At 44.5% G+C, this 23230-nt stretch carries 25 protein-coding genes; 8 read left to right on the top strand and 17 right to left on the bottom strand.

What is annotated here, in order from left to right; translation table 11 throughout:
• The first annotated feature begins 3 nt into the window (after positions 1-3).
• A complete protein-coding gene (locus K2Q26_10330; protein MBY0315907.1) occupies positions 4-420 on the top strand; it encodes a hypothetical protein in 417 nt (138 codons plus the stop codon).
• 323 nt (positions 421-743) lie between these two features.
• Here the strand turns inward: K2Q26_10330 and K2Q26_10325 are convergent, their stop codons facing one another.
• The 17 genes from K2Q26_10325 to K2Q26_10245 form a co-directional block, all read right to left on the bottom strand.
• Positions 744-1373, bottom strand: coding sequence for a hypothetical protein (locus tag K2Q26_10325; protein MBY0315906.1), 630 nt, complete (start codon positions 1371-1373; stop codon positions 744-746).
• A gap of 445 nt (positions 1374-1818) precedes the next feature.
• Positions 1819-2910 carry a site-specific integrase gene (locus K2Q26_10320; GenBank protein ID MBY0315905.1) on the bottom strand — a complete coding sequence of 364 codons (1092 nt, stop codon included), beginning with the start codon at positions 2908-2910 and terminating at the stop codon, positions 1819-1821.
• A gap of 2 nt (positions 2911-2912) precedes the next feature.
• Positions 2913-3161: a helix-turn-helix domain-containing protein gene (locus K2Q26_10315; GenBank protein MBY0315904.1), complete on the bottom strand. Its 249-nt coding sequence runs from the start codon at positions 3159-3161 to the stop codon at positions 2913-2915.
• 1 nt (position 3162) lies between these two features.
• Positions 3163-3537 carry a hypothetical protein gene (locus K2Q26_10310; protein MBY0315903.1) on the bottom strand — a complete coding sequence of 125 codons (375 nt, stop codon included), beginning with the start codon at positions 3535-3537 and terminating at the stop codon, positions 3163-3165.
• Complete coding sequence (locus K2Q26_10305; protein MBY0315902.1) at positions 3537-3842, bottom strand: hypothetical protein; 306 nt, start codon at positions 3840-3842, stop codon at positions 3537-3539. Before K2Q26_10305 ends, K2Q26_10310 begins: the two co-directional genes overlap by 1 nt.
• Positions 3843-4214: 372 nt before the next feature.
• Positions 4215-4700: a hypothetical protein gene (locus tag K2Q26_10300; GenBank protein MBY0315901.1), complete on the bottom strand. Its 486-nt coding sequence runs from the start codon at positions 4698-4700 to the stop codon at positions 4215-4217.
• A gap of 255 nt (positions 4701-4955) precedes the next feature.
• Entirely contained in the window at positions 4956-6050 is a 1095-nt protein-coding gene (locus tag K2Q26_10295) for a hypothetical protein (protein ID MBY0315900.1), read from the bottom strand.
• Between the two features lie 64 nt (positions 6051-6114).
• The gene (locus tag K2Q26_10290) at positions 6115-6477 is read right to left on the bottom strand and encodes a hypothetical protein (GenBank protein MBY0315899.1); all 363 of its coding nucleotides are present in this window, start codon (positions 6475-6477) and stop codon (positions 6115-6117) included.
• The gene (locus K2Q26_10285; GenBank protein ID MBY0315898.1) at positions 6477-7409 is read right to left on the bottom strand and encodes a TrbI/VirB10 family protein; all 933 of its coding nucleotides are present in this window, start codon (positions 7407-7409) and stop codon (positions 6477-6479) included. Before K2Q26_10285 ends, K2Q26_10290 begins: the two co-directional genes overlap by 1 nt.
• Complete coding sequence (locus K2Q26_10280) at positions 7402-8148, bottom strand: TrbG/VirB9 family P-type conjugative transfer protein (protein ID MBY0315897.1); 747 nt, start codon at positions 8146-8148, stop codon at positions 7402-7404. Before K2Q26_10280 ends, K2Q26_10285 begins: the two co-directional genes overlap by 8 nt.
• Complete coding sequence (locus K2Q26_10275; GenBank protein MBY0315896.1) at positions 8138-8734, bottom strand: hypothetical protein; 597 nt, start codon at positions 8732-8734, stop codon at positions 8138-8140. Before K2Q26_10275 ends, K2Q26_10280 begins: the two co-directional genes overlap by 11 nt.
• A gap of 3 nt (positions 8735-8737) precedes the next feature.
• Positions 8738-9652: a hypothetical protein gene (locus tag K2Q26_10270; protein ID MBY0315895.1), complete on the bottom strand. Its 915-nt coding sequence runs from the start codon at positions 9650-9652 to the stop codon at positions 8738-8740.
• A gap of 44 nt (positions 9653-9696) precedes the next feature.
• The gene (locus K2Q26_10265) at positions 9697-10371 is read right to left on the bottom strand and encodes a hypothetical protein (GenBank protein ID MBY0315894.1); all 675 of its coding nucleotides are present in this window, start codon (positions 10369-10371) and stop codon (positions 9697-9699) included.
• A gap of 23 nt (positions 10372-10394) precedes the next feature.
• Positions 10395-11609 (bottom strand): hypothetical protein, encoded by a 1215-nt coding sequence (locus K2Q26_10260; GenBank protein MBY0315893.1) that lies wholly within the window; start codon positions 11607-11609, stop codon positions 10395-10397.
• Positions 11587-12747: a hypothetical protein gene (locus K2Q26_10255; protein ID MBY0315892.1), complete on the bottom strand. Its 1161-nt coding sequence runs from the start codon at positions 12745-12747 to the stop codon at positions 11587-11589. The genes K2Q26_10260 and K2Q26_10255 overlap by 23 nt, the downstream gene beginning before the upstream one ends.
• Before the next feature lie 110 nt (positions 12748-12857).
• Positions 12858-13178 (bottom strand): helix-turn-helix domain-containing protein, encoded by a 321-nt coding sequence (locus tag K2Q26_10250; GenBank protein MBY0315891.1) that lies wholly within the window; start codon positions 13176-13178, stop codon positions 12858-12860.
• A gap of 103 nt (positions 13179-13281) precedes the next feature.
• The gene (locus K2Q26_10245) at positions 13282-13431 is read right to left on the bottom strand and encodes a hypothetical protein (GenBank protein ID MBY0315890.1); all 150 of its coding nucleotides are present in this window, start codon (positions 13429-13431) and stop codon (positions 13282-13284) included.
• A 198-nt stretch (positions 13432-13629) separates the two neighbouring features.
• Between K2Q26_10245 and K2Q26_10240 the strand changes: the two genes are divergently transcribed.
• The 7 genes from K2Q26_10240 (at position 13630) to K2Q26_10210 (ending at position 23192) form a co-directional block, all read left to right on the top strand.
• Entirely contained in the window at positions 13630-14028 is a 399-nt protein-coding gene (locus K2Q26_10240; protein ID MBY0315889.1) for a hypothetical protein, read from the top strand.
• A gap of 143 nt (positions 14029-14171) precedes the next feature.
• Entirely contained in the window at positions 14172-15119 is a 948-nt protein-coding gene (locus K2Q26_10235) for a hypothetical protein (protein ID MBY0315888.1), read from the top strand.
• Positions 15091-15735, top strand: coding sequence for a hypothetical protein (locus K2Q26_10230; GenBank protein ID MBY0315887.1), 645 nt, complete (start codon positions 15091-15093; stop codon positions 15733-15735). Before K2Q26_10235 ends, K2Q26_10230 begins: the two co-directional genes overlap by 29 nt.
• Positions 15736-16009: 274 nt before the next feature.
• Complete coding sequence (locus tag K2Q26_10225; GenBank protein MBY0315886.1) at positions 16010-16393, top strand: hypothetical protein; 384 nt, start codon at positions 16010-16012, stop codon at positions 16391-16393.
• 227 nt (positions 16394-16620) lie between these two features.
• A complete protein-coding gene (locus K2Q26_10220) occupies positions 16621-21621 on the top strand; it encodes a DUF1566 domain-containing protein (GenBank protein ID MBY0315885.1) in 5001 nt (1666 codons plus the stop codon).
• Positions 21622-21791: 170 nt separating this feature from the next.
• A complete protein-coding gene (locus K2Q26_10215; protein MBY0315884.1) occupies positions 21792-22139 on the top strand; it encodes a four helix bundle protein in 348 nt (115 codons plus the stop codon).
• 531 nt (positions 22140-22670) lie between these two features.
• Positions 22671-23192, top strand: a complete 522-nt coding sequence (locus tag K2Q26_10210) for a hypothetical protein (GenBank protein MBY0315883.1) — start codon at positions 22671-22673, stop codon at positions 23190-23192.
• The last annotated feature ends 38 nt before the right edge of the window (positions 23193-23230 follow it).

Below are 23230 nucleotides of genomic sequence, written 5' to 3'. Positions count from 1 at the left end.
AAAGTGAACAAAGCATTATTTTTAGCCATTTGTTTTTTAAGTTTTCAACTTTTTGGCCATGGTGAAGAAAAGCCGGGCCCGCACGGCGGCGTCATTGAAATGGCAAAAAATGTCCATACGGAAGTCAACGCGGACAAAGATGGCTCGTTCCATATTTTTCTGCTCGACGGGAATATTGAAAGCCCGACCGTTAAAAACTCTTCGCTTGAAGCGACAATTAAGTCTGCAAAAAAAGACGTAAAGCTTATTTGCTCTGTAATGGGTGGGACGCATTTTCATTGTAAATCAAAAGAAGCGCGACCGAACGAAGGAAAGCTACTTCTTAAAGCTAAAAGAGATGGAGTGAGCGTTGAAGTCTCTTATGACTTAGCGGCGTTTAAAGTGGCATCCGAAAAAGAAGAAGACCATTCCAATCATTAGATTAATGATCTTCGCTTTTAAGATTGCCTGATACCGCTAATGATGAAGGGCATTCATAAAAATCGGAAAAAAAATGGCTGGCGAAAAAATCTGTTGAGAGTGACCGAATTCGACTCACTGTTAAACACTCAATGATTGAATTCTAAGAAAGTCGTGGATGGCCTTTGTGGACATTTCTCGAACTCATTTTACGGAAGCAGTGGCCGACGGGTCAGCAAACTTCTTTTTTTATTTAAAAACTACGGTACGAAGATCACTACGTTCTATCAAATGAAATAGTTAGTTCCCTTTGTCGGCCAATTATTTGAGTGACTTAATCAGTATTAGAACAAAAGCTGATTTCTCTCGCGGCACAGCTTGTGCTCGTTGTAGGCTATGAAAATTGCGAAATCATCCTCGATGATACATTCTTCGGGGGAACATTTGATTTCCGTACGAATACGAATTTCAATTTCTCCTAAATTGGCGTAGTTCATAAAGACCAAGCTGGGTTGACCCTGACTGTTGATGAAGTGCCGTGCATCTTGCGACAAAGCCGAACGCAAATTTTTGGCGTTATCACCAAAAAGGTGTCGGGTAATGCCGCCGCTGTTAGAGCCTACAGAAAGAACGACACGATCTCCAAAAGTTTTGCCGGTGGCCGGATCGAAATTAAATACACCACTTGAGGTTCGGTCAAATTCTAAGAGTTTTTTTTGATCGCGATAAACATCATGAGTCCCCAGAATTTTACAAGCAGTTCCATTGCAATCAAAGATCGCCCCGGCCTGGAATCCCCAGTTGCCAATTCTTTGGAGAGGACCAGTCCACTGGCCTTTTCCTACTTTGAATTCCGGGAGGGAGTTGAGCTCTTTGGTCATATCTTGAGCTTCACAGCCCTCAATTGTCGTAGAAAAACTTTGAGCTTGAACCTGTGTTGAAATGAAAAGTAACAAGATCATTCTTTGTAGCATGAGTCTCCTCGCATCCGTTGACCCAGCTATACCCGCTTTTTCTCCTCTTCAAAAGCGAATCGCTTCTAAGAGAAAATAATGCATAAGAATGTAATTCTGCCAACCGAGGAGTACAGCAAAAGATAAACGAAATTTTTTTCAAAATGCTTATGCATCGTTAAGAGAATGTCAGACCGTAATTAAACTACTAAAAATTGAAGATGAAGCCTTAGTCAAATTAGCGGATCAGTTAGGCGCGTATTTGTATAAGCTGGGGAATTCAGAAATCAAAAACTCCCCAAACTGGCAACGAAAGGATATCTGATATCCAGATATCTCGACATCGGATATCCGGAGCTCGCTCACAAGAGCGAGCGATTGGATGGGTGCCCAGGACCATCCTAAACACCTAATTTAACAAGTACATTTTTTTTGCGGTGACCAAAAGTTACCAGATGTGCTTTTTTTATAAACCGCGCTTAAATTCAAGCACATTGGCCGTACTTTTGGTCTCGGGAATAAAGATTTTAAGCTCCTCTGTCGCCCCCTCAACGTCTTTACCGCTTAAGCGTAAATAACCTTGAGTGGTCTTTAAAGACGAGTGCCCTACAATCGACATCACCTTTGCAAGCGCAACACCATTTGTCAGCATCTGCGTAATAAAGGTCGCCCGCAGATCGTGAAACTTCACCGGCGTTATGCCGATTCCAAGACAAAAATCCTTGGTCACTCCAGCGATTAAGCCCTGCTCCCATTCTTTATCCCTCGGAAGCACAAACTCCTCCTTAGGGTAGAGACTTCGAAGCTCATGGAGGAACTTCGCGCACTCCTTTGAAATCGGAAAGGCTCGGTTCTTCGAGGTCTTCGTACTGCCTAGGCCGTTAAGCTTTGTCCAAGCCTTGGTGATGCTAATGACTCCTGTGACGAAATCAATGTCAGTCCATTTAAGCGCGTGGAGCTCGCCTGAGCGCATTCCAGTTAAGAGAGCCAGGGTCCAGTGGTGATAATATCTATGGTTAAGAATTTTGGCTTGTTCCAAAAAAGTCTCAATCTCATTTTTATTAAGCACCGCTTGATTTGACTCAGCTACTCTTACGCGGATTCCAAGGGCGGGGTTTCTTAAAATAATTCCCTCTTCAAGCGCAAGATTGAAGATTCGTTTCACAATCTTTATAATCCCACGCCGGGAGTAACTTGATAGAGGTTCCATACCCTCAAACACCAGCTTGTGAATGTCGCTCGGAGTGATCTCGTCGATAAATTTTTTATCTAAAGCGGGGTTAATCCACTTTTCTAGATTTAATTTATAGTTTCGATAGGTGGAATATAAGTACTCCACCTTATATCTCTCCAAACAGCGATTCACCCAGCTCTCCCAGGTGATTTTACTCTTATGACCTTGCAGAAGAGTAAGGAGTTCAAATTCAACGCGCTTAGCTTCTTTCTCAGAATTAAGCTTTGATCGTTTTAAAGAAACTTGCTTGCCAGAGCTATCTCTGACTTTGACAAATACTTGATAGGTCATTTTACCATTTTTCAAATGCTTAGAAATTGACATAATTAGTCCTTCCTAAGCAACAAATTGCGAACATCAATTGTCTTGAATCTAAGTTGCCTCCCAAACTTAAAGTGTGGGATAAACCCACGACAGACTTTAATTCGTAAAGCATTCTCAGAAATTCCAAGAAATTGAGCGGCAGCTCTGGTAGTCATAAATTCAGTTGCGATTCGGTTTTCAAAGAACTGGTTAACTTCCTCTAGGTTATCAACCACTTTTACAAATTTATTATTATCTATTGGCGACTCCAATTCAAGTTTTGACCGCAGTCTTTATACGTTTTTTTCTCTGTTTATGACTGCGGCATTTACTTTTAATTTCTTTTATATTCATCATAGTTTCATTCATAACCTGATCAAAATTACCGTCTCGCTTCGCGCGCTTAATGGCCGCCTCGTGGTAGCCTTGGGAGTCAAAAAACTCAGCAACTAGGATACTAAGATCTTTCTCAAAATAGGTTTTATAGAAGTCAGCGACTAAGAAACTGACGAACTGAGACGGGGAGATCTTTACACATGGGTTCTGCGCTTTGATCTTCTCCACCATGAATTGATAGGCGTTAGTGGCGGGCTTATCCAGTGCAACTCGAAGGGCGTCTTTACTAGCTTTCGGCGATGTTTCAGCCATTACTGATTCATCCCATATTCGTCAGAATCATTAACGTAATGGCAGGGGAGAGAAACGATTCGACCGTCCACTTCTTTAGTGGTAAAGCAACGACCACTTCGCCCGAGGCTTAATCCAGGACTCATTTTTTCAACTCCTAAGACGTCATAATGCTCAAGATTCATTAAAGTCTCACGCCGAACATTCGCATCTCGCTTTTCTAAAGATTCATGTAAGAGATAACTCGTCAGTCCCATCACAACTCCGCCAAGAACAGCTCCCTTAATTGCGTTCTCGCTTCCACCAGCTCCAGAATTATTGCCCATCACACCGCCAATGATTACTCCGCTTCCAGCGCCAAGAATCAAAGACTCCTTTAATGTTGAACATCCATTTAAAAATAATATTACGATTAACCCGACAAATAATTTATTAGTTATATGTACTCCTTTAGTCATATGTATCTGTAATTAAGAACATCCATCTCGTCCATTCAACTATCAATACTTGCCACACTTATCTGCACCCAACACACGATCTACCTCTCAAATTCACCCCAATTCACAAAAAACTCTATATAGCTGACCCCGCAGTAAAAAACTTTATTCAAAATATGAAAAATCAATGACTTACAACTGATTTGGGTAAAGTCATGACGTGAGGCAGACGGTAGCTTCTTCACGTCTCGACGGGAGTCATCAGAAGAGCCCCAGTCCTTCACCTGAAGTCCCTCTAAGAAATATCTTTTCTTTATTTTCTAATACAGTGGATTCAAGTCCTCGATACACAACGGTGTCTTTATTTCTGCGAACTTCGTCATCGACTCGTGTAATAAGATCCATGATTTCTTGATTCGCGCAGATGTAAATTACACCGTCAATGTTGCCTGCGGAGTAATACATCCCAAGCTTTTGGAAATACCGATCTATCGCCTTACTGCTACATTCAAACTCAAGAGCGTAGAGATAGCCTTGTCCTTCGGTATCCTTCAGGTGTAAAGCTCCATCACATTGTAGATTCACCAAGTCTCTATAGATAGGATCTTGTGCAAAGCTTAATGAGGATTGGAGCATATTCTCACTTAAAAAATTGTCAAAAACTTTAAGTTTTTCTAATCTCAAGAGAATTTCCACGAGCCTTGTGTCGTGTCTTGGAGATTCACTTTTAAAGTGGGGACGATCCATTTCCATCTCCCAGAGATCTGAGATTTTCGCCCATCCTTTTTCAGTAAGTGTTACGCATTTTACAGAATTTCCTTTTAATTCGACAAATAGTGGTTTTAAAAAACCAATCTTACAAAGCTTAAGTATGCGCGCATGGGCTATGGACTTGTGTCTTTGAGGAAAGAACTTTCTTCGAAGTTGCTCATATGTCACTACACGGTATTTAAACAAAAACTGCAAAATCTCAAGGTCCCGACTTTGAAGAGTAAGAGTCATCTATGGTTTTGCCTCCGTTTCGTTTTGTTTGGAAATTTCTTCTTTTTCGACAAGTTTTTTGTTTTTCCCTTTTAACTGAGATGAGGGTTTTAGCATTACTTGATTCAGTGGAGTCTTCTCCCCATTAAACTTTGCTGTTAATGCCGATATCTCCTCGATTAATTCCTCGTTATTAAGTCTTGGAACTTGTAAGACCAGATCGTTACTCCCCACAGACCAAATCCCTCGTCCTTTAACATCGGGAAGATCGGCCGCTTTCTTGTTTCCAAGCACAGTCATTGAGCTTGCCAGTGTATTTACGCGAAAGCACATCTTGGCGTTGATGTTCGTCTGTACACGGGTATCAATGGTCTCTTTGACCACTTTTTGGGTGGCTAGGATCACATGAATCCCGGCCGCACGACCCAGTTTTGCAATTTTATCTGTCAATTCTCTCGCACTTTGTGCAATGGCTTTAGTCGCCTTAGATGATTTTTCCACCGTAAAAAGCACGGAAGCTTCGTCAATGGCGACAACGATACGGTCTAGCTTATCTCTCTCGGGATTAATTTCTGTAAAGCCTTTCTCTTCTAAAAATAGAAAACGTTTTTCCATTTCCTGAACGACGACTTGAAGAACGGATAGGGCCGAGATCTCATCTTTTGCAATCTCCACGTTATCTAAAACCTCAAAGGGCTTTACATCGACACCGCGCTTAAGATCGATCAAGTAAAGCTGAAGATGCTCAGAGCTTCTCAAAAGACCGATCAAACACTGTTTAAAGAACACACTCTTTCCTCCACCTGTCGCTCCGGCGATCAGCATATGATGAATTTCGCAGAGATCAGCCACGATGAACTTATCCATGGTCTGGCCGACAAGGAAGGTGTAGGGGCGGGTGAGATGGTCCGAATGCTCATCAAAACGCACCAGATTCGGGAGTTCTTTGTCAGAGATGAAGATCTCGTAAACCTGGCGGCTGGTGTGCGAGATACGAATATCTTGCACGATGCTATTAAAGCTTGATTCTAAGGCTCCTTTTTTTTCTTGAAATTTGGCAATATCGATCCCTATGGCTTGCACTAAAACTTTCCTTTTTCCGTGATCAAGATCCACGACTCCTTTAACTTCAGGGAGAAGTCCTGTAGATGTTTTAAGCCCCAAGTGATCAATAGCTTTTTTAAAACTTGAGTCGCTCCATCCAAATGGCTATGCCCCTAAAAAATAACCAGCCTAAAAATCCTCCAAGAAATAATATCAAGAGCTGCGTGGGTTTAGACATATGGCGATAAATCCAAATTCCCAGCTGAGGGAGGTAGTTCGGAGTTAATACATCAAGCAGTATCGGAAGATTCCAACGTGGACCAAACACAATAAGAGCGCTCCACACCAACCATATTATCCAAAAGATAAATACATTTTTGGTCCAAGTGCCTTTACGGATTATGCCATGGACGAGTACTGTGACGATAAATCTTGCAGCCTTTGCTAGAAATAATAGGGTAGGGGTTAAGATATCTTTTTCTTCTTCTTTTTTAGTCATTATCGATAATCCTCTAAGAGTTCTATAATCATTTCTTTTCCTTCGGGTATAACGGCGTATTCCTGGGCGTTACTAAGCTCAGAGGCTGTGCGCGCGGTTTGATCTTGAGCGGCTCGTGAGAGTCCTTGAAGTAGTGCATTTTGCATATTGGATTTGGCCTGAACTGAATTAGTGGAAAATCCCAAGGACTCTTTTTCTGTCATCACGTCAGCCATACCGGAGAACATCGTAAGCCCAAGTTGTCCAGCAACCTTAAGACCCGTATCGCTATAGTTTTTGCCCTTTATGCCAGCAATGTAGGACCCGCTATCAAGAGCTACGGCAGAAATCGTTTTTGATTCCCCATCGGGGGTATCTAGACGTGAAAAACTCATATGAACCGTAGCGCCCTGGCCTGGGTAATTAAATTGACCCACTAAGATTGATCCAGGTTCGATCTCCACTCCTCCGGCATCACCTCCTTGCGGAAGGCGCACTCTTACGGTGGAGGAATGACGGGTATCAATGGAGGTCATTAAAAAACCAATGAGCTTTGCGCCAGAGCGCATGGCTTTTGGAGTATTAGGCGACACTTCGATGAGCTGAGATGCAAAATACTTAATCGATACTTTTCGCTGCCGCTTTAGCGTCTCGCTCCTTTTATCATTTTCTAATTTATTGAGACCATGGTTAAAAAGCGTATAGGTTGGAGTTGTAGTTCCACTCACAGGTGGTTTGTCGGAAAGCACATCATCTTGCCGACTTGTCTGAGCATAGAAGGTCTCATCAGCTCCAGGTCCGAGCCATGCTAAACTGATTGAGATTAATAAAAGTAAACTCCCAAACACGATGGCAATACTTTTTAAGTCAAATATACGCTTTCCGCCGCTCTCTTTAATAAAATAAGATTTTATTTTATAGGAAAAATCCTCAAAGGTTAGGTCCTTAATCACTTTTTAAAAGCACTTTCGTGCTTTTCCTTTGAAAGCCGATCATAAGGCTAATGGCCTTACGACTCATATCCGTGACAATGATTCGCCCCCGGAGGGTTTTCTTTCCCTCTAGAGACTCACTCTCCCAGGCCATCACTTGTTTTTTAAGAGGCACGCCACCGAAGGCTGCGACCACTTCCAGATTATTGGTCGAAAAGGTTTTACGACTTAAATTTTTAAGCTCCATTTCAAAAATTCGCCGATTTCCTTGCTTCATTGATTTTTCTCGAACGACGGTGAGCTCAAGGTCGTGTGAGAGTTTCACCTTGCGATGAATATTCTTTGTAATCTCATGAGATTCGCTTGCTAGTGGCCTGATTGCTCTTACATCAGATGAGTTCACCCATTTGACTTCCACAAACCCGTCAGGGCTCGCGTTCCCTGCCGGAGTGAGGTAAAACAAATACCGTCTCCCTTGAGAGATGACGGTGAGGTTTGTCGAATAGTTTGCTAGAGGCTGAATGGTGATCGCATTTTTAAGTTTTTCTATATTGAAATAATTCTTATTTCCACAGATCACAATTTCAGGCTTTGTTCCAAAATCAAGCACGGTGCTGAGCCCCAACTGAAAACGCAAAGTGTAGACCTTTTCGCCTGAGGTGAGAATCGTGCGCTTATCACCGGGAAGCGCAGCAAGGGTACTTGACGAGAACATCATCAAAAGAAAAGTCACCAACACAAAGCGCGTCTTAATGACCACCCTCACGTTCGGTAATACCGGCTATGTAAATCCCCATGGGATTAAGCCGTGTCGGAGTTTTCTGAATCATCGAAAATGTGACCTCCGTGGGAACAATGAGCGGAATGCCTTCGATTTTTAAAATTCGATCAAAAACACAGACCACGCGATCATCTAAAACATTCACTTTTATAAAAGTAATGGCTTGAGAAATTTTCTTACTCTTAAGCTCTTTGCCGTACTTTTGCGCTTGCGCCTCTAGAATCTTTGCGACCAGGGCATTTTCCGTAAACGGATCAATTTCTTTTGAAAGCACTGACACATTAAACCCATCCCAAACGTAAAGAGCTTCTAGAAACCTTTTTGTAAAAACCTCGACTTCGTTTTTGCCAATTTTTATGTTCTCTCGATGACTTTGATAATACTCTTGTGTCTCAACGTTTTTTGCGATCACTAAAGGATTACGAAACACCAGGGCTAAGATCAACGCTGTCATAAGGACCATAACAAACCCCAAAACCGCTGAAAGTGATCTGTAAAAGTGCATTAAATTTTCCTGAGCGGCCCAAATGTTAGGAACACTGTTTTTTTCTTTGTTATCGAACATAAATTATTTCTTTCTCCAATTTTTAAGTTTTCGTTTCTGTAAAATTTCTTTAGGTAATCCTACGGACCCATACGAGGCTTTAAACTTTTCAATGCGGGGCTTAGTGCGATCCTTAAGCATTTCCATTCGTCCCGCGATGGGGTTTGTGAGGGGCTTCGCGGTAAAAAGGGCTGCGCCTTTCGCAGCGCCGGTGATTTTTGAGGAATATTTAACAGCGGCCATTTTAATGGCACTCCCTGCAGCTAGAGCAGGCACTGCGGCCAAGGAACTCGCCACTGAATTTAAACCATCAGAAATCAAAGATTTGGTCACAAGCGGTATAAAGAGTATACTGACCCCAATGCAGAGATTTAAAATGATCGACATCAAATAATCCTCAAGCCCTGACTCTTGCGGCTGCATAGCCAGTTTTAACAGCAATACTCCTAACAAACTCCACAGCCACTTCCACACAATGACTTGCACCAGTCCCTTATAAAGACTCTTTGTGACGTAGTCGGTGTAGCGGCTGACATACATGAGGATCATCAGAGGTGATGCCACATATAAAATGGTCCATGTAAAATGGGTCAATGCCGTAGCAACAAAAAATCCCAAATACGCAATCAGGTAGGCAGCGAGGCTAAAAATATAAATGATCGTTTCTCGTAAACCAAACCAGCTGCCAGAATTTTTAGCATTTGGCCCTAAGGTTGTTAAAACGTCAGATAATTTTTGAAGCCCATCGATTTTTTCAATGACCGCATCGCCAATGGTTGAGATCACGCTCATAGTCCATGGAAAAGTTAAAAGCAGAATCACCGATATAAATAAACGTCTAAAAATATCGCGCAAATTCGGGCTATCATCTTTTAAAATCTCAATCGACACGAGAAACACTACAAAAGGCACAAGCATGACCCAATAAACTTGAATCATTTCGGCATGTAGCTCCTGACCAACAGTTGATAAAAATCCAAACATTAGAATTTCACGAGCTTCATCTCAGGCTTAAAGTTTGTAAATCCTGAACCTAAGTCCGTATTGATCTTTTGAAAGCTTGAGACGCCATCTTTTGCAGCCTTGTTCTGCATGGCCATTTGCTCACTCTGAAGTTTAAGTATTTGCGTATTAAGACGAATGAGTTGCGAGAGGGTGCGAAGAATCTCCGCGCTGGTCTCAGCTTGCATTCGTGCCGCTCCTTTAGGCGATGCCAAACGAGCCTGTCCAGCGATGACTTCAGAGTTTCTTTCTTGAATTTCGGAAAAGCTTTTAAAGTCCCCCGCCATGCGAAGGCTCTCGGCCACGGTTTGATCATGGAGTAAATGAAGTGCCTCTTCCGGGCTTTTAGGGATTTTTCCATAAAGAAGCTCGATCTTATCCACCGCTTGCTTAAAGTGATGAATGTCATTTAGTAATTTCTCATCCTTAATCGGTAAAGAATCTAAAAGTCCTATGGAGTTATCAAGGCCTGCATTTAAGAGCCTGATGTAATCATAATAACTATTCGAAGAATTGATCATGGATTGAAGCTGTTTATAGCGTTTATAATTTTCTTCTAAAATCTTTATGAGATAACTCACTGACGCCCACCCTGAGCCATCGGTAAAGGCCAAGGCGGGGCGTGGAATAAAGTTTCCAGCCATCACCATCGACACAAAGACCCACTGTTTTATTTTTCTTATAAATTCTCCTTAAGTGAAAGTTCGGTTAAAATTTCAATGAGCGACTTATTGGGATTCTGAAGCCGTAAGGCCTCAATCTGTGATTTATCGCTTCCGTCTGTGGTACAGATCCAATAGCTTAAAGGCTCTGCCGCAATTCGCACGATGGCCTGGTTTTCATCCTGCATGAGGAAAAATTCTGAATATTTCCGTTTCACAATATCAAGACCTTTAACTGCACTCACCTGAGCGTCGTTAAAATCAAAGGTATTTTTAAAATCGTCCCAATCGATTTTCCGTTGTCTTAGAATGAAGACAAAGGTGGTGTTGGGCATGAGAGAATCCGCCAGTTCCGGTTCTGATAAAAAATCCTTGTAGTTCTGGCTGATGCACCAGATGCCGCCCTTGTACTTACGAAAAACCCGAAAGCAATCAATGGCGAATTCTTTTCCCATAGGCGAGCCCTTAAAAAGTCGTTGTGCTTCGTCGATGATCAGTAAATACGGGCGAGAGAGATCGCTTGCAGCCTCGTCTTTGATGTAAGACGTAAGGAGAAGTAAAAAAATGTCTTTGAGCTCGCGGTAGTTCTCTAAGCCTTTGATCTCAATAGATACGAGGTCTTTTGAGAGTTTAACGTTTGATTCCCCATCAAGCATTCGTCCAAAGGCCGTATCCCCAGTCCAGGAATAAAGAATATCTGCATATTTTTGCATCTCCTTAATGGGATGCTCTCGCAGAGTTTGCTTTAGAGTAGAGAGGGTGGGGACTTTGCCACCTGCCTTAGAGTAACAATTAAAAATTGCCTCTTCTAAAAGCCCCTTGTCTCTTTTGGGTAATCCGAACTTGTCATCATCTTTTAAGATAAGCTCCAGGCAGCCTAGGATCAGTTTAATTTTGCTCGATGTAGGTTTTGATTCCCCACTTTCAAGATCAAACATATTAAGGCAAATGCCAGAATTTAAATGTAGGTCAATAAACTCTCCCCCTAAGATCTCAATTAACTTTTCGCTCGAAGCTCCATTATCAATCCACACGATCTTGGGTCGATCCGCTTGTGCTGAGAACTGAAGCATGAGCTGGGAAATCGTAAAGGACTTTCCACTTCCCGAACCGCCAAAACAAAGCCCGTTCCAATTCGGAAGTTCATTGGCAAACGGATCTATAGAAAACGGCGCTCCTTCGGTATTGGTTAAAAGAACAACCGGGCTTTTAGAGCCTCTCCAGGGGAGCATAGAGCGGCATCAGGTGTGCACAATTTGAGGTCTTCATTCGTTTATGACGAAAACCTTCGCACACCGATGGCGCTGCTTTAAAGAACACATCCTCTAGTGCAAAAGTTTCTACTAACCCTTCGGCCTGACCCATCGAGCGAAAGGCTTGCAGGATCTCTTCGGTTTTTCTCTCAAGCTCGTCTCTAGATTCAGCCCAAAAGATAATGTTTACGTCAGAGGCGATAAGGCGCTCGGAACCTGCCATCACATCTCGTAAAATATCCTCAAGGCTTGAAAGTTTCGATTCGCTTTCAATATCTGAGACATTTTGACTTCCAGAGGCCATGGAGCTTGCGATCCGTCGTAAAAGCTCTAACTTTTCGATCTCTTTACGTTGATCCAGAGTTTTTATGTTCTGACTGATCCAGTAATGAAAGTTAAGTTTGGTTAAACTCTCAATCATCGAAGGAAAAGTTTCATTCTCCGGGAGGAGTGCAAGGGTTACCGCCCGATAAAAAAGATTCCCTGATTCTAAATGCTTTTCAGAGACCGAGAAATCCGTGAGTGCCAGCTGCGCGGGAAGTGACGGATTAATACCAGTAAATGGATCTCGAAGTTTAGGCGTACCGATCAGTTCTGATCTCTCAAAATTAAAGTACGAAAAACATAAGCCATACCACTCATCTTGAGATAGACCGTGCGGGTGCAGCTGACTTGAGCGTAAGGCGGCTTCCACTTGCGACGCTAAAATTTGAAACTTCGCCTTATGTTCTTCAAATTCTTTTTTGGGAAATCCTTCAAACTCGGCTCGTTTTTCCCAAAAACGACGCTTTTTAAGCTGCAAGGCTTCGCTTCGCACAAAGACATAAATCTCGGGCACAAAAAATTGCGCGTTCTCGATCTTTTGATCTAAAAACTTTAATCGCGCCTCGCGGATGGGAATAAATGCAGGATCACAGTTTTCAGAAATCTTCTCATGCTCCGAAATCGTATCGTAGGCGTTATTAGTCATCCGATAGAAAACCTGGAGACGTAAGTTTTCTGGCAAGCCGACTAAAAAGTTCTCGATTTTTTGGCAAAAACTATTGAGCGATTCTGGAGACGCGCAGCTCGTATCAAAGCCTGACAGCTTAAATCCAACGCCTAAAGATCCATTCAACTAGAAGCTTACAAGCCTAGTAGATAATTATTAAATAAAATTAGGCTTCCGAGGGTTAGTATCCCCCGGAGGCCGAATCGAATATAGCTGATTAAAATTAATCTTTAAAATTAGGCAATTAGCTTTTCGACAAGTGTCGGATCTTTCTTCAATGCCTCAATAAGACGAGCGGCGGCTCCCGAAGGAATATTATGACCTTGCTCCCATGCACGCACTGTCGGCGTCTTCACATTTAAAAGCGCTGCAAATTCGGTCTGACTCATCTGGAGTATTTTTTCGCGAAAGTTCTTGATGGCTTTTGCACTCCACTCGGGAGCGGGCTTTGGGAGTTCACGTCTTCGACCAGTTAGAATTTTTTTTCCATGTTTGTGGGCCAGTACTTCATTAAGTCCTTCGATTAAGTCCTGTTTCACTGTTTTTTTTGAACTCATAAATGCTCCTTTTATTTGTTTGCCTTGATCGCTGCGACGATCTGGCTTATCAATTGTTTACCTTCAAATGAGAGATCATCTGCTTCATCTTTACCGTAAAAAGTTATAAGGTAGGTTTCCTGAATACCTGATAAATCCAAGTATAAAACTCTAAAGCCACCTCTTTTGCCTTTTTACGATCAACATCCTCGATCCTCAATTTTCGAACGCCACCTGTTCCGGCAATAACAGGGCCCGCCTCAGGATTTTTCAAAAGTTCTTCCTCAATTCGCAGGAGAAGGTCTTGCCCACCGCGAGAGTCGATTTTTCTTGAAAACAAATGTGTTTGAAAGAAGGTTCTACGCATGACTAATATCGTATATTACATAATATTTAATATTAGTCAATTGCAATTTATTCTCCATCTAAATTTTTACATTAAAACAGACTTCGAGTTGCATTATAGGGCAGCTTGAACAACCAAATAGACCAATTTGGTCTGAAATTTTTGACCGATGATAGCACCTATGGAGATTACATCCGATTTTGTCGAATAAAACTCATCAAAAAAGGTCCGCCCCCTCCCATTGTTTACGTCACCTATCAGTATCATGTTGTCGATATTCGCGGTGTGGACACTTCAAAAATTGGAATCGCTCACGAAGATGAGGTGGTCTCAGAAAAGATTCCAGCTCGGCATGTGGTTCAATATCGAGAAGTGTATTTAATTTTTAACGGTGGTGTTTTAGGATCGGCTGAAAATCTCAAGTTGTGGCGAGAGAAGCGCCGACTGCAAAATAACTACCTGCACCTTCTTCGACGTTTTCAAAGCGAAATGACCATCGAATTTAGCCCATGGATCAAGTTTTAAAAGTCCTCCGATTCAAAATGAGACCTGTATCCTCTTTTATTGCTTTTTGAAAATACAATCTAGCTGAACTCCTCTTCACAATGTCAAACTGAAAGCTAAAGATCGTTTGGGGGAAGAATATAAAGAGGCATTTACTTCGTTGTTTGCTGCTTGTCGTAATACTTTCGTTTACAGCTCTCACATTTCAAAACTGCGGAAATTTTAAAACTCACTCTCCGTCATTAGTCTCCCAAGGACAATCTCAAGATTCTGTCTCCACTCTCATGCATTCTTCAGCAGTCTCTCGATTCAACGTCTCAGCTTTCGTATCAACGGCGTCTCTAAACTCCGAAGACTCCCCCCAAGGATCGCAATACGCCAACGTTGTCTTTGGTGGTCTCACCGAAGGCTCAGGTCATATCGGAGTGGATATTGCCTGGGATAAAGGGGACTCTCTCTACAATCCCTGCCACCACAGCGACGACATTTACTACGGAGCTTGTATCATGTCCTCTGTGGGACCGGTGTCTTATTACAAAGTGCTGATTTTTTCTAACGGCAGCAATAACTTTCCCTCGGGAATATTTATCGATAGCGAAAATAACAACTACTGCTCAGGTCAGAGCTGGTGCAAGACCTCAGGCCCTGTGGTCCCTCACAATTGGCAAAATCTCTTAAGCTACGTGGCTTTAGAAATTTATCCCTACGGAAGCTCCGGTGGCTACGACCCCCGCACCAATTCCCACGGCGGACTGCGCGTGTCGGTGAACTCCTTCCCGCAAAGGAGCGGCTCAGGGAAACACTCTGTGGATCTCGGAAAAATCGCTCTTCCGCAAATGGGTCACCCCCAGGTGGGAAAGCTCAATGGGTTTGTGAGAAGTCAAGGGCAGGCCGTGGCCGCAGAGAGAATGAATATCGATGCCTTTCAAACCGGGCTCAGCACCTATCTTTCAAGCACAGGCTATCCCTTCTACGGCTTTTCATCCTCTCCCACCAATCAGGACGGCTACTACACAACGGGACCTGTCCCCCAAGGAACTTACAAAACTTATCTCACCGACAACAGGACCGGGAAAAAAAATAGTGGCCTATCTCAATATTGGTGCGGATGATCGCCGGGATCTCGATTTAGATCAAGAGTGCTTTGGATTGAGCTCTTGCGAAATTCTCCACCGCGGCCAGACACCTGCGGCGGCCGCACCCGCACCGGCACCGGCACCGACTCCCGCACCCGTGGCCATCGTCCCAGTGACGCCACCGCCACCACCGGTGGCCGATCCCTCCCAGTATCGCCGAGTTTCGTTGACCATGGCTGAGGCGGGCTCACCCCTAGCCGGTTGGCCCGCAGTTCATCTGATCGATCAAAATAGTGGGACTGTGTTTAGCTCCATCGCTCAACCTCAATCCAACAACGTCGATCACTTGTTTATCGCGGCCTGGTCCCTTCCACAGCCCTTTAAGCTTCGCAAGCTCGTGCTCAAAGCTCGGTATTATGACGGTGCCTCCCATTGTTTTCCGGGGCGATATTCGGTGTATGTAACCAATTCCATCAATTCAGCCTGGGTGCTACTGGGCACCTATGGGCAACAACCTGTGAATGGAACTTTAGAGCTTGGGCTCTCCTCAGGGGACCTGACCTACGGAGTACTGATCATCCCTCACGAGTTGAGTCGAGATAACTATGGGAACTTTCATTTTCAAATGAGCGAGATTGAGGTTTACGAGTAAATCTGGCGATATCAGCTTGTTATTGGCGGTCGAGTAGCACTTGTGCTCCATGATCTTATTTTCCACAGCCTAGGGGGATTGCGCAGGAGGTACAAGCGATATTGATTACCTCATTGCGAAGAGGCCTTCAGACATTGCCGATCAGAGAGTCTCCGAGCTTCTGCTGTATCTGGATGCAATTGGTCGCAAATTATCAGGCCACTGACTGCAACTTTGCTGGATCGAGATGGACAGTCCAAGGCTCTTCGAGTAAAGATGCAGTATGAGGTCATTGATGACAAAGCCTAAGAAAAAAGCAGCTCAATCGCGAACTCAAACCTCTCGATTACGAGCTCCTGTGAAATCGCAAGATATCCCTGTGACCCAAAAAATGCTCTCTGAGACCAAGAGCGAGCTCAAAAGCGACATCAGCTCTGTAAAGCTCGAAGTGATGTCCTTAAGAAAAGAGATGGATTCCAAATTCGCGCAGATGGATTCTAAATTCGCGCAGATGGATTCTAAATTGGAATTAGTGATTGCCGCCATTCACCGCACCAATGCCATTGTTGAAGAGCAGAATTCGCGAAATCGAGTTGTGCTCGATGGCTACGACCAAATTTACCGCAGACAAGAAGACATGGAGGAGAGGGTCACTGCGCTAGAAGAAAAGAGTCGTTAGTTTTTAGTGTCTCCAGACCTACGGAGTACTGATACTCCCTCACGTCTTAAGTCGAAACAACTATAGGAACCTCCATTTTCAACTGGGTGAGATTGAGGTTTACGAGTAAATTCTTAGAGCCCAATATTGTCTTATTTTGAAACGTTCTAAGATTCGGAGCAGTTCTACTGTCATAAGCTTTAAGTTTTCCTTAATTTAAAGGTCTTTTCGACCGATCTAGTGACTGTATGCTGAGTCTTCTTAAATATTTGGGCGTCTTAATATTTTGCACAAGCTTTGAAGCTCAGGCTCAAGTTCCATCGACTTTCGTGTATCAAGGGCAGATCACGCGCTCCAGCGGCCAGCCCTTAGAGGCCAACCCCGTCATTTTTACGGTTCAGATCTATTCGCCGAGCAACGATTGCTTAATGTACGAAGAGCAACACTCTATCAATATGCTCGGCACCGATGGCGTCTTTAGTCTCAACGTGGGTGCAGGGATACGGAGCGGTTCAAATTTTGAGGACACATCGAGCATTGCTTCGGTCTTTCAAAACGGATTTAATTTTACGGGTATCACGACCTGCTTATCGGGATCCAGTTACAATGCTCTTTCTGGCCATACTCGCAAAGTTCGCATCAGTTATAACGATGGCGGTGGTGCTGTCACCTTAGCTCAAGACTTTCACCTTCAGGCCGCTCCCTATGCCTGGTACGCGAATAGTCTCCAAGGTTTAACGCCCAATAATTTTGTGCAAATCAACTCTGGGCAAAATGTGACGCAGAGTAATTTGGAAAATCTTTTAGGTGGAACGAACTACACTACACTTTTAAACCTAGCTTCGGGGAACCCCACAACTCCGTTAAATTTAAATAACCAACAGATAAAAAATTTAGCCGAGCCCACTTTGGCGCAGGATGCGGCCACTAAAAATTATTCCGACACCAAAATTGCCGGGCGAAATTTAGACATTACAGGCGTTGGTGCAGGTATCGGCAGCGGTCGTGTCCTGTCGTGGAACGGGACTTTAAACCGTTGGGAGGCGGTGGTTCCTTCATCCACAGATGCGACAAAGCTTCCCCTCTCTGGCGGTACGATGTCGGGCAACATCAATATGAGTGGGAACCAGGTTTTAAACCTGGGGCACATCACCCTGCAAAATCTTGCGACCATCACTTTAGGTAAATTTGATAATGCCCAAGAAGCAACACTTGTCGGAAGTTTAAACGCCAGCAACGAAGGCGCGGTGTGGTTCAACTCTCAGACCAATGCTCTGATGTACTGGGATGGAGCTTTAGCGCAAGCGGTGGGCTCTGGGGGCGGTGGTTCAGGAGATATCACGGCGGTGACGGCGGGGACTGGACTGAGTGGCGGCGGTGTGAATGGAAGTGTGACATTGAACATTGCCACAGGCGGAGTGACCACGGCTGAGATTTTTGACGGCACCATAGCGACAGTGGATATCGCCGACAGTGCTGTTACTGACGGAAAAATTAATTCTCTGAATATTACTAAAATCACCTCAGGCCCTGCGGAGTATTTTGGTTACAGACCTGCGGGGACGGAGTGTTTAAGTGGTGAAGTTCTCAAGTGGGATGCGACCAACGATCGCTGGCTCTGCGGAAGTGACAATAACTCAAGTGGTGTGACCAGTGTATTCACACGCAGTGGTGCCGTGACGGCCCAGGCCGGAGATTATAGTGCCACACAGATTGTAAATTCTCCGACGGGAACAATCTCTGCGACCACATTGCAAGCCGCAATTAATGAGCTCGATACAGAAAAACTCGCCAAAACTGGCGACGCGATGACCGGCGCTTTGACCTTAAATGCGCAAAATGAAATACGTTTCGCAGATGGTGATTCTTCAAACTACGTAGCTTTTAGATCTCCTACCACGGTGACGGCCAATGTGGTTTGGACCTTGCCCGGTACGGATGGTTTAAGTGGGCAAATCTTAAGTACAAATGGCTCAGGAGTTTTAAGTTGGAGCAATGCCAGTGCAGGGGACATTACCTCGGTGATGGCTGGAAGCGGACTTGCAAATGGCGGTACAGCCGGAGCTGTTACATTAGACGTAGCGACGGGCGGTATTACAAGCACTCATATTTTTGATGGCACTATAGCGACTGGAGATATCGCGAACTTGGCGGTGACAGACGCCAAGATCGACACTGTCAGTGTAGATAAAATCGCAAATGGAGCCACGAGATTTTTTAAATACAAACCCAATAATACCAATTGCGCTAACCTTGAGACCTTAAAATGGAACAATACATTAGAGCAGTGGGAGTGTGGAGCAGATAATAACTCAAATACCATCACTAGTGTATTTTCTCGCACGGGTGCAGTGATAGCGCAAAGTGGAGACTACACCGCCTCGCAAATTACAAACACTGCGGCAGGAAATCTTTCAGCCACAACGACCCAAGCGGCAGTGAACGAATTGGACGCAGAAAAATTAGCAAAAGCTGGCGATAGTATGAGTGGCGCTTTAACTTTGAATTCAACACTTGAAGCCAATTCACAAATCAATCTCAATGCCCAAAACGAACTACGTTTTAGAGACAGTGATTCTTCCAATTACTTGGCGTTTCGCTCACCGGCCACGGTGGGTGCCAACGTTGTTTGGACTTTGCCGATTGCTGATGGTACTAATGGCCAGATTTTAAGTACCAACGGCTCGGGTGTTCTCAGTTGGAGTAGTGCCAGTGTGGGAGATATTACTTCGGTGATCGCTGGAAGTGGGCTTGCTGGCGGTGGAACCAGCGGTGCGGTGACCTTAGATGTGGCTACCGGCGGGATCACAAGCACTCATATCAATGACGGCACCATAGCGACTGGAGATATCGCCGATAATGCAGTGACAAATCAAAAAATCAATTCATTAAGTATTACAAAAATAACCTCAGCCCCGACGGAGTACTTTAGCTACATGCCAGCGGGTATGGAGTGCTTGACGAACGAAGTGCTCAAATGGGATGCTACCAATGACCGATGGATTTGTGCAACGGACAATAACTCTGGTGGTGTCACCACAGTATTCACGCGATCTGGTGCCGTGACTGCGCAAGCTGGAGATTATACAGCCACACAGATTACTAATACAGCGGCAGGAAATATTGCCGCTACAAATGCACAAACAGCCATCAATGAGCTTGATACCGAAAAGCTCGCCAAATCTGGCGATAATATGGCTGGCGCTTTAACTTTAAATGCCCAAAGCGAAGTTCGTTTTGCGGATAGCGACTCCTCAAACTATGTGTCGTTTCGCTCACCAGCTACCGTGGGTACCAATGTTGTTTGGACTTTACCAAATACGGATGGAACAAACGGCCAAATTTTAAGTACCAATGGCGCAGGGGTTTTAAGTTGGGCGAATGCCTCAAGTGGATCAGTGACAAGTCTCACGGGTGATGTGACATCCACTGGGTCCGGTGCCGTGGCGACGACGGTGGTAAAACTCCAGGGTTACGATGTTGCGGCAACCGCACCAGTGGATGGCAAATTTTTAAAATACGTCGGTGGTGGAAGTACTGAGTGGACTCCATCGGACATTCGTTTTTTTGATATTAAAGACAATTTAGGCAATTCCGCTTTCGTAGGCATGGGCTCTTGCACCAATGGGCAGACTGTTCTGTGGTCTAGTCTTACAGATACTTTTCAGTGTCAGGCCATTGGAAACTTATCTGCTGGTGCTATTGCCACAGGCGTGGTGGATGCGGCAAGACTACCCGCTGCCAGTGGAACAGCCGACGGGATTGTGAATCAGATTGCGCAAAGTTTTGCAGGGCTTAAGACTTTTCTTGGAGGAATTTCGACAACCACACTCGCGACTTCGGGCGCCATCAACTCAAGCGGCGGGGTTACAACAACCACCCTCAGCGCTAGCAGCGATATCGTCACCCTGGGTGGTGTTAAGATCGGCACGGTGGCGACGGCCTGTAATGCTACAACAGAAGGTACGATTCGCTACAACTCTACGCTTAAGAAAATGGAGTTTTGTAATGCCACAGCGTGGAGTAATATTTCCTCGGGCACACAGGCGAATCTTTCCATTGGAGCTCCGAGCTCAAGCTTAGTGAGATCAGGCCCTGTGACCTTCACGGTCACCTATGGATCCGGTGCAGATACGGCGACCATCACTTTAGCCACTGGCAACATCACTTTAGGCGGCACAGCCACCACAGGCTGTAGCGTGACCAGTGTGACAGGTGCAGGAAGTACGCGTACCGTGACCGTAAATGGTTGCTCAGGCACGGGTACGGTAAATATTTCTATCGCGGCGAATACGGCTCAAAGTACGACGGGTGATCCCGCTCCTGCGGCGGGTCCATCATCGACCTACCAAGTGGATAATACTGGTCCCAGTGCTCCGACAAGTGTGATGCTTGGCTCGGTGCCGAGTAATCTTAGTACAAGCCCTACGATCACTTATACCGCAGGTGTAGATAGCGGCGGTAGCACAGTGGCCAATCATCAGGTGCGGATCATTAGAACCTCTAACAGTGCGCTGATTTACGATTGGACCAATCATACAAGTGGTGCTGCGGTGACGGGAATTACCCTTGATACAAGCACGCAGTACACAGTTTTTGTTCGTGCGGTGGATGCTTTAGGTAATATCGGGACGGCCACGGCAGGTGACAACTGGACAAGTATCAATGACCCCTGTTTAGGAAGCCCAAGCCCTGGTGCTGTCTGCGCAGGTGGTTCGATATTCTTAGGAAGCTTAAGCCCTGGTGCGACCTCTGGAAGCGGTACAGATAAGTACATGACCACTCCTGGTGGCTGTGGCGAAATCCCAGCAGGTCAGCAAGGCGGAGGCTCAGGGGCGTCAGCTTGGCCCAATGCGGACTTTACTCCAACCTGCTCTGGCACAGATAGCTTAACGAAGTATTGGAACGATGGGACTAGCAACTGGTACGATATTCCTGGGCTCACGAACTATACAAGCACAGAGGGAACAGGGTTTGGCGCCAGCAATACGGATCAGTATTACGGTAGTCAAAATACTACGAATATTGTGGCTATAACCTCTGCGGGTCAAGGTGGTTATCATGCGGCTGCGAGATACTGTGATCGGCTCAGCTACGGTGGATATACAGATTGGCATTTACCCAATCGCTATGAGCTCAATTTATTTTGGACCAATCGCGCAAGTATTCCAGGGCTCGTTCAAGATGGGAATTGGTATTGGTCCTCCACGGAGTACGTTAATGCTAATTCGTGGGTTTCAGAGGTTTAGTGACGGCCTCCAGGCTAACGGTAGTAAGAATACTGCCTACAGAGTGCGTTGTGTCCGGAGATTTTAAACGCGAAAGCGTTTAATGAATGATTCAATGATTTAATCATTTTTCTTCCACCCCGTTAGGGGTGGCGACTTAAAAAAAATGATTTTTTAAGAGAGACTTACATATGTCGCGCTATCGTCATCTGCCAATTTACAAGCTGACCTACGAGCTTTTAGGTCGTGTGAATGTCGCCACCAAAAATTTTCCGAGAGAGTACAAATTCACTTTAGCGCAAAGCCTCCAGCAGGAAGTGATAGAGCTTGTGATCCTCATTTATCGAGCTAACGCAGCATTAAATAAAAGCCCGGTGATCGATACAATGCTCGAACGACTCCAAGTGATCGAGCTCCTGATCCGTCTGGCGCACGATTTAAAAATTCTTCCTCTGAAACACGACGCAGCGCTTGTGGAGATGACCGAATCTATTAGCAAGCAGTCTCAGGGTTGGAAAAAATCCATCTCAAAGAAATAAGTGTACGGCCTCCAATATTTCGCTCCAAAGTTTGGTGCAGTTTAAAGTGCAAATAACTGACAAAAAAATAATTTGAGCGACGTGTTAGATTCGCAGTAAATGATTTTTATAAATATAAACAGTTGTAATTTATATTTTCTAGATTAAAAAATATAAATGTGTCATTAAGGGTACCAGAATCAGTGGAGTTAAGGCTTGACTGAGCGAGCGTCTCGCATCTCGGGATGGGTCCGGTTGGGAACGATAAGAAAATTATTTAAAAACCAACCTATTTTGTCAGCTAGTCATAGTTGGCAGTCGCAGCCTCGAGAATTTGAGAACTGTGTACAAGGAGCGACCCATCGCAATGTTCGTCGAGTATTGTCCTTTATTGGTCCTCCACGGAGTACAATAATAACAATTCGTGGATTCAGAGGTTTAGTGACGGCTACCAGAATAACAATAATAAGAACAATACCAACAGGGTCCGTTGTGTCCGGAGATAGAGCCCCTTGATGACACCCTTAAAACAAAAATATTTTCGGAGCGTTCATGGATTTGGAGTTTCTTGAGGTCGTGGAAGCCTACTATAGTTGTCGTCGCGGGAAACGCGGATCGGTTTACGCTCTGGATTTTGAGTTTAATTTAGAATCCAATCTCTACGATCTTTATTGGGAGCTAAAAGAAGATCGCTATGTCATTGGGCGAAGTATTGCTTTTGTCATTGAACAGCCAAAAATTCGCGAGATTTGGTCGGCCACTTTTCGCGATCGGGTTGTACACCACATTATTTTTAATCGGCTCGTGGATCGATTCTTGCCAAGCTTCATTCGAGATTCCTACGCCTGTATATCTGAGCGAGGTACATTAGATGGCTCCCATCGATTAAGCCGTGGATTAAGATCGGCTACCAATAACTGGCAAAAGGAGTGTTATTATTTAGGAGCAGATGTCCGCAATTTTTTTGTGAGTATTCACAAGCCGACATTATTTCAAATCCTTGAGAGAAAGATCGTCGAACCCTGGTTGTTGAAGCGTACGTTGGGCGTTAACAGTGTTGTTGACGAAATCTAAAATTCCCCGATAAGTCTCTGTGGCAAAACCAAAAGATC

The sequence above is a fragment of the Bdellovibrionales bacterium genome, from assembly GCA_019750295.1.
In the GTDB taxonomy this organism is placed as follows: domain Bacteria; phylum Bdellovibrionota; class Bdellovibrionia; order Bdellovibrionales; family JAGQZY01; genus JAIEOS01.
This window is presented reverse-complemented; position numbering and strand designations above follow the sequence as displayed.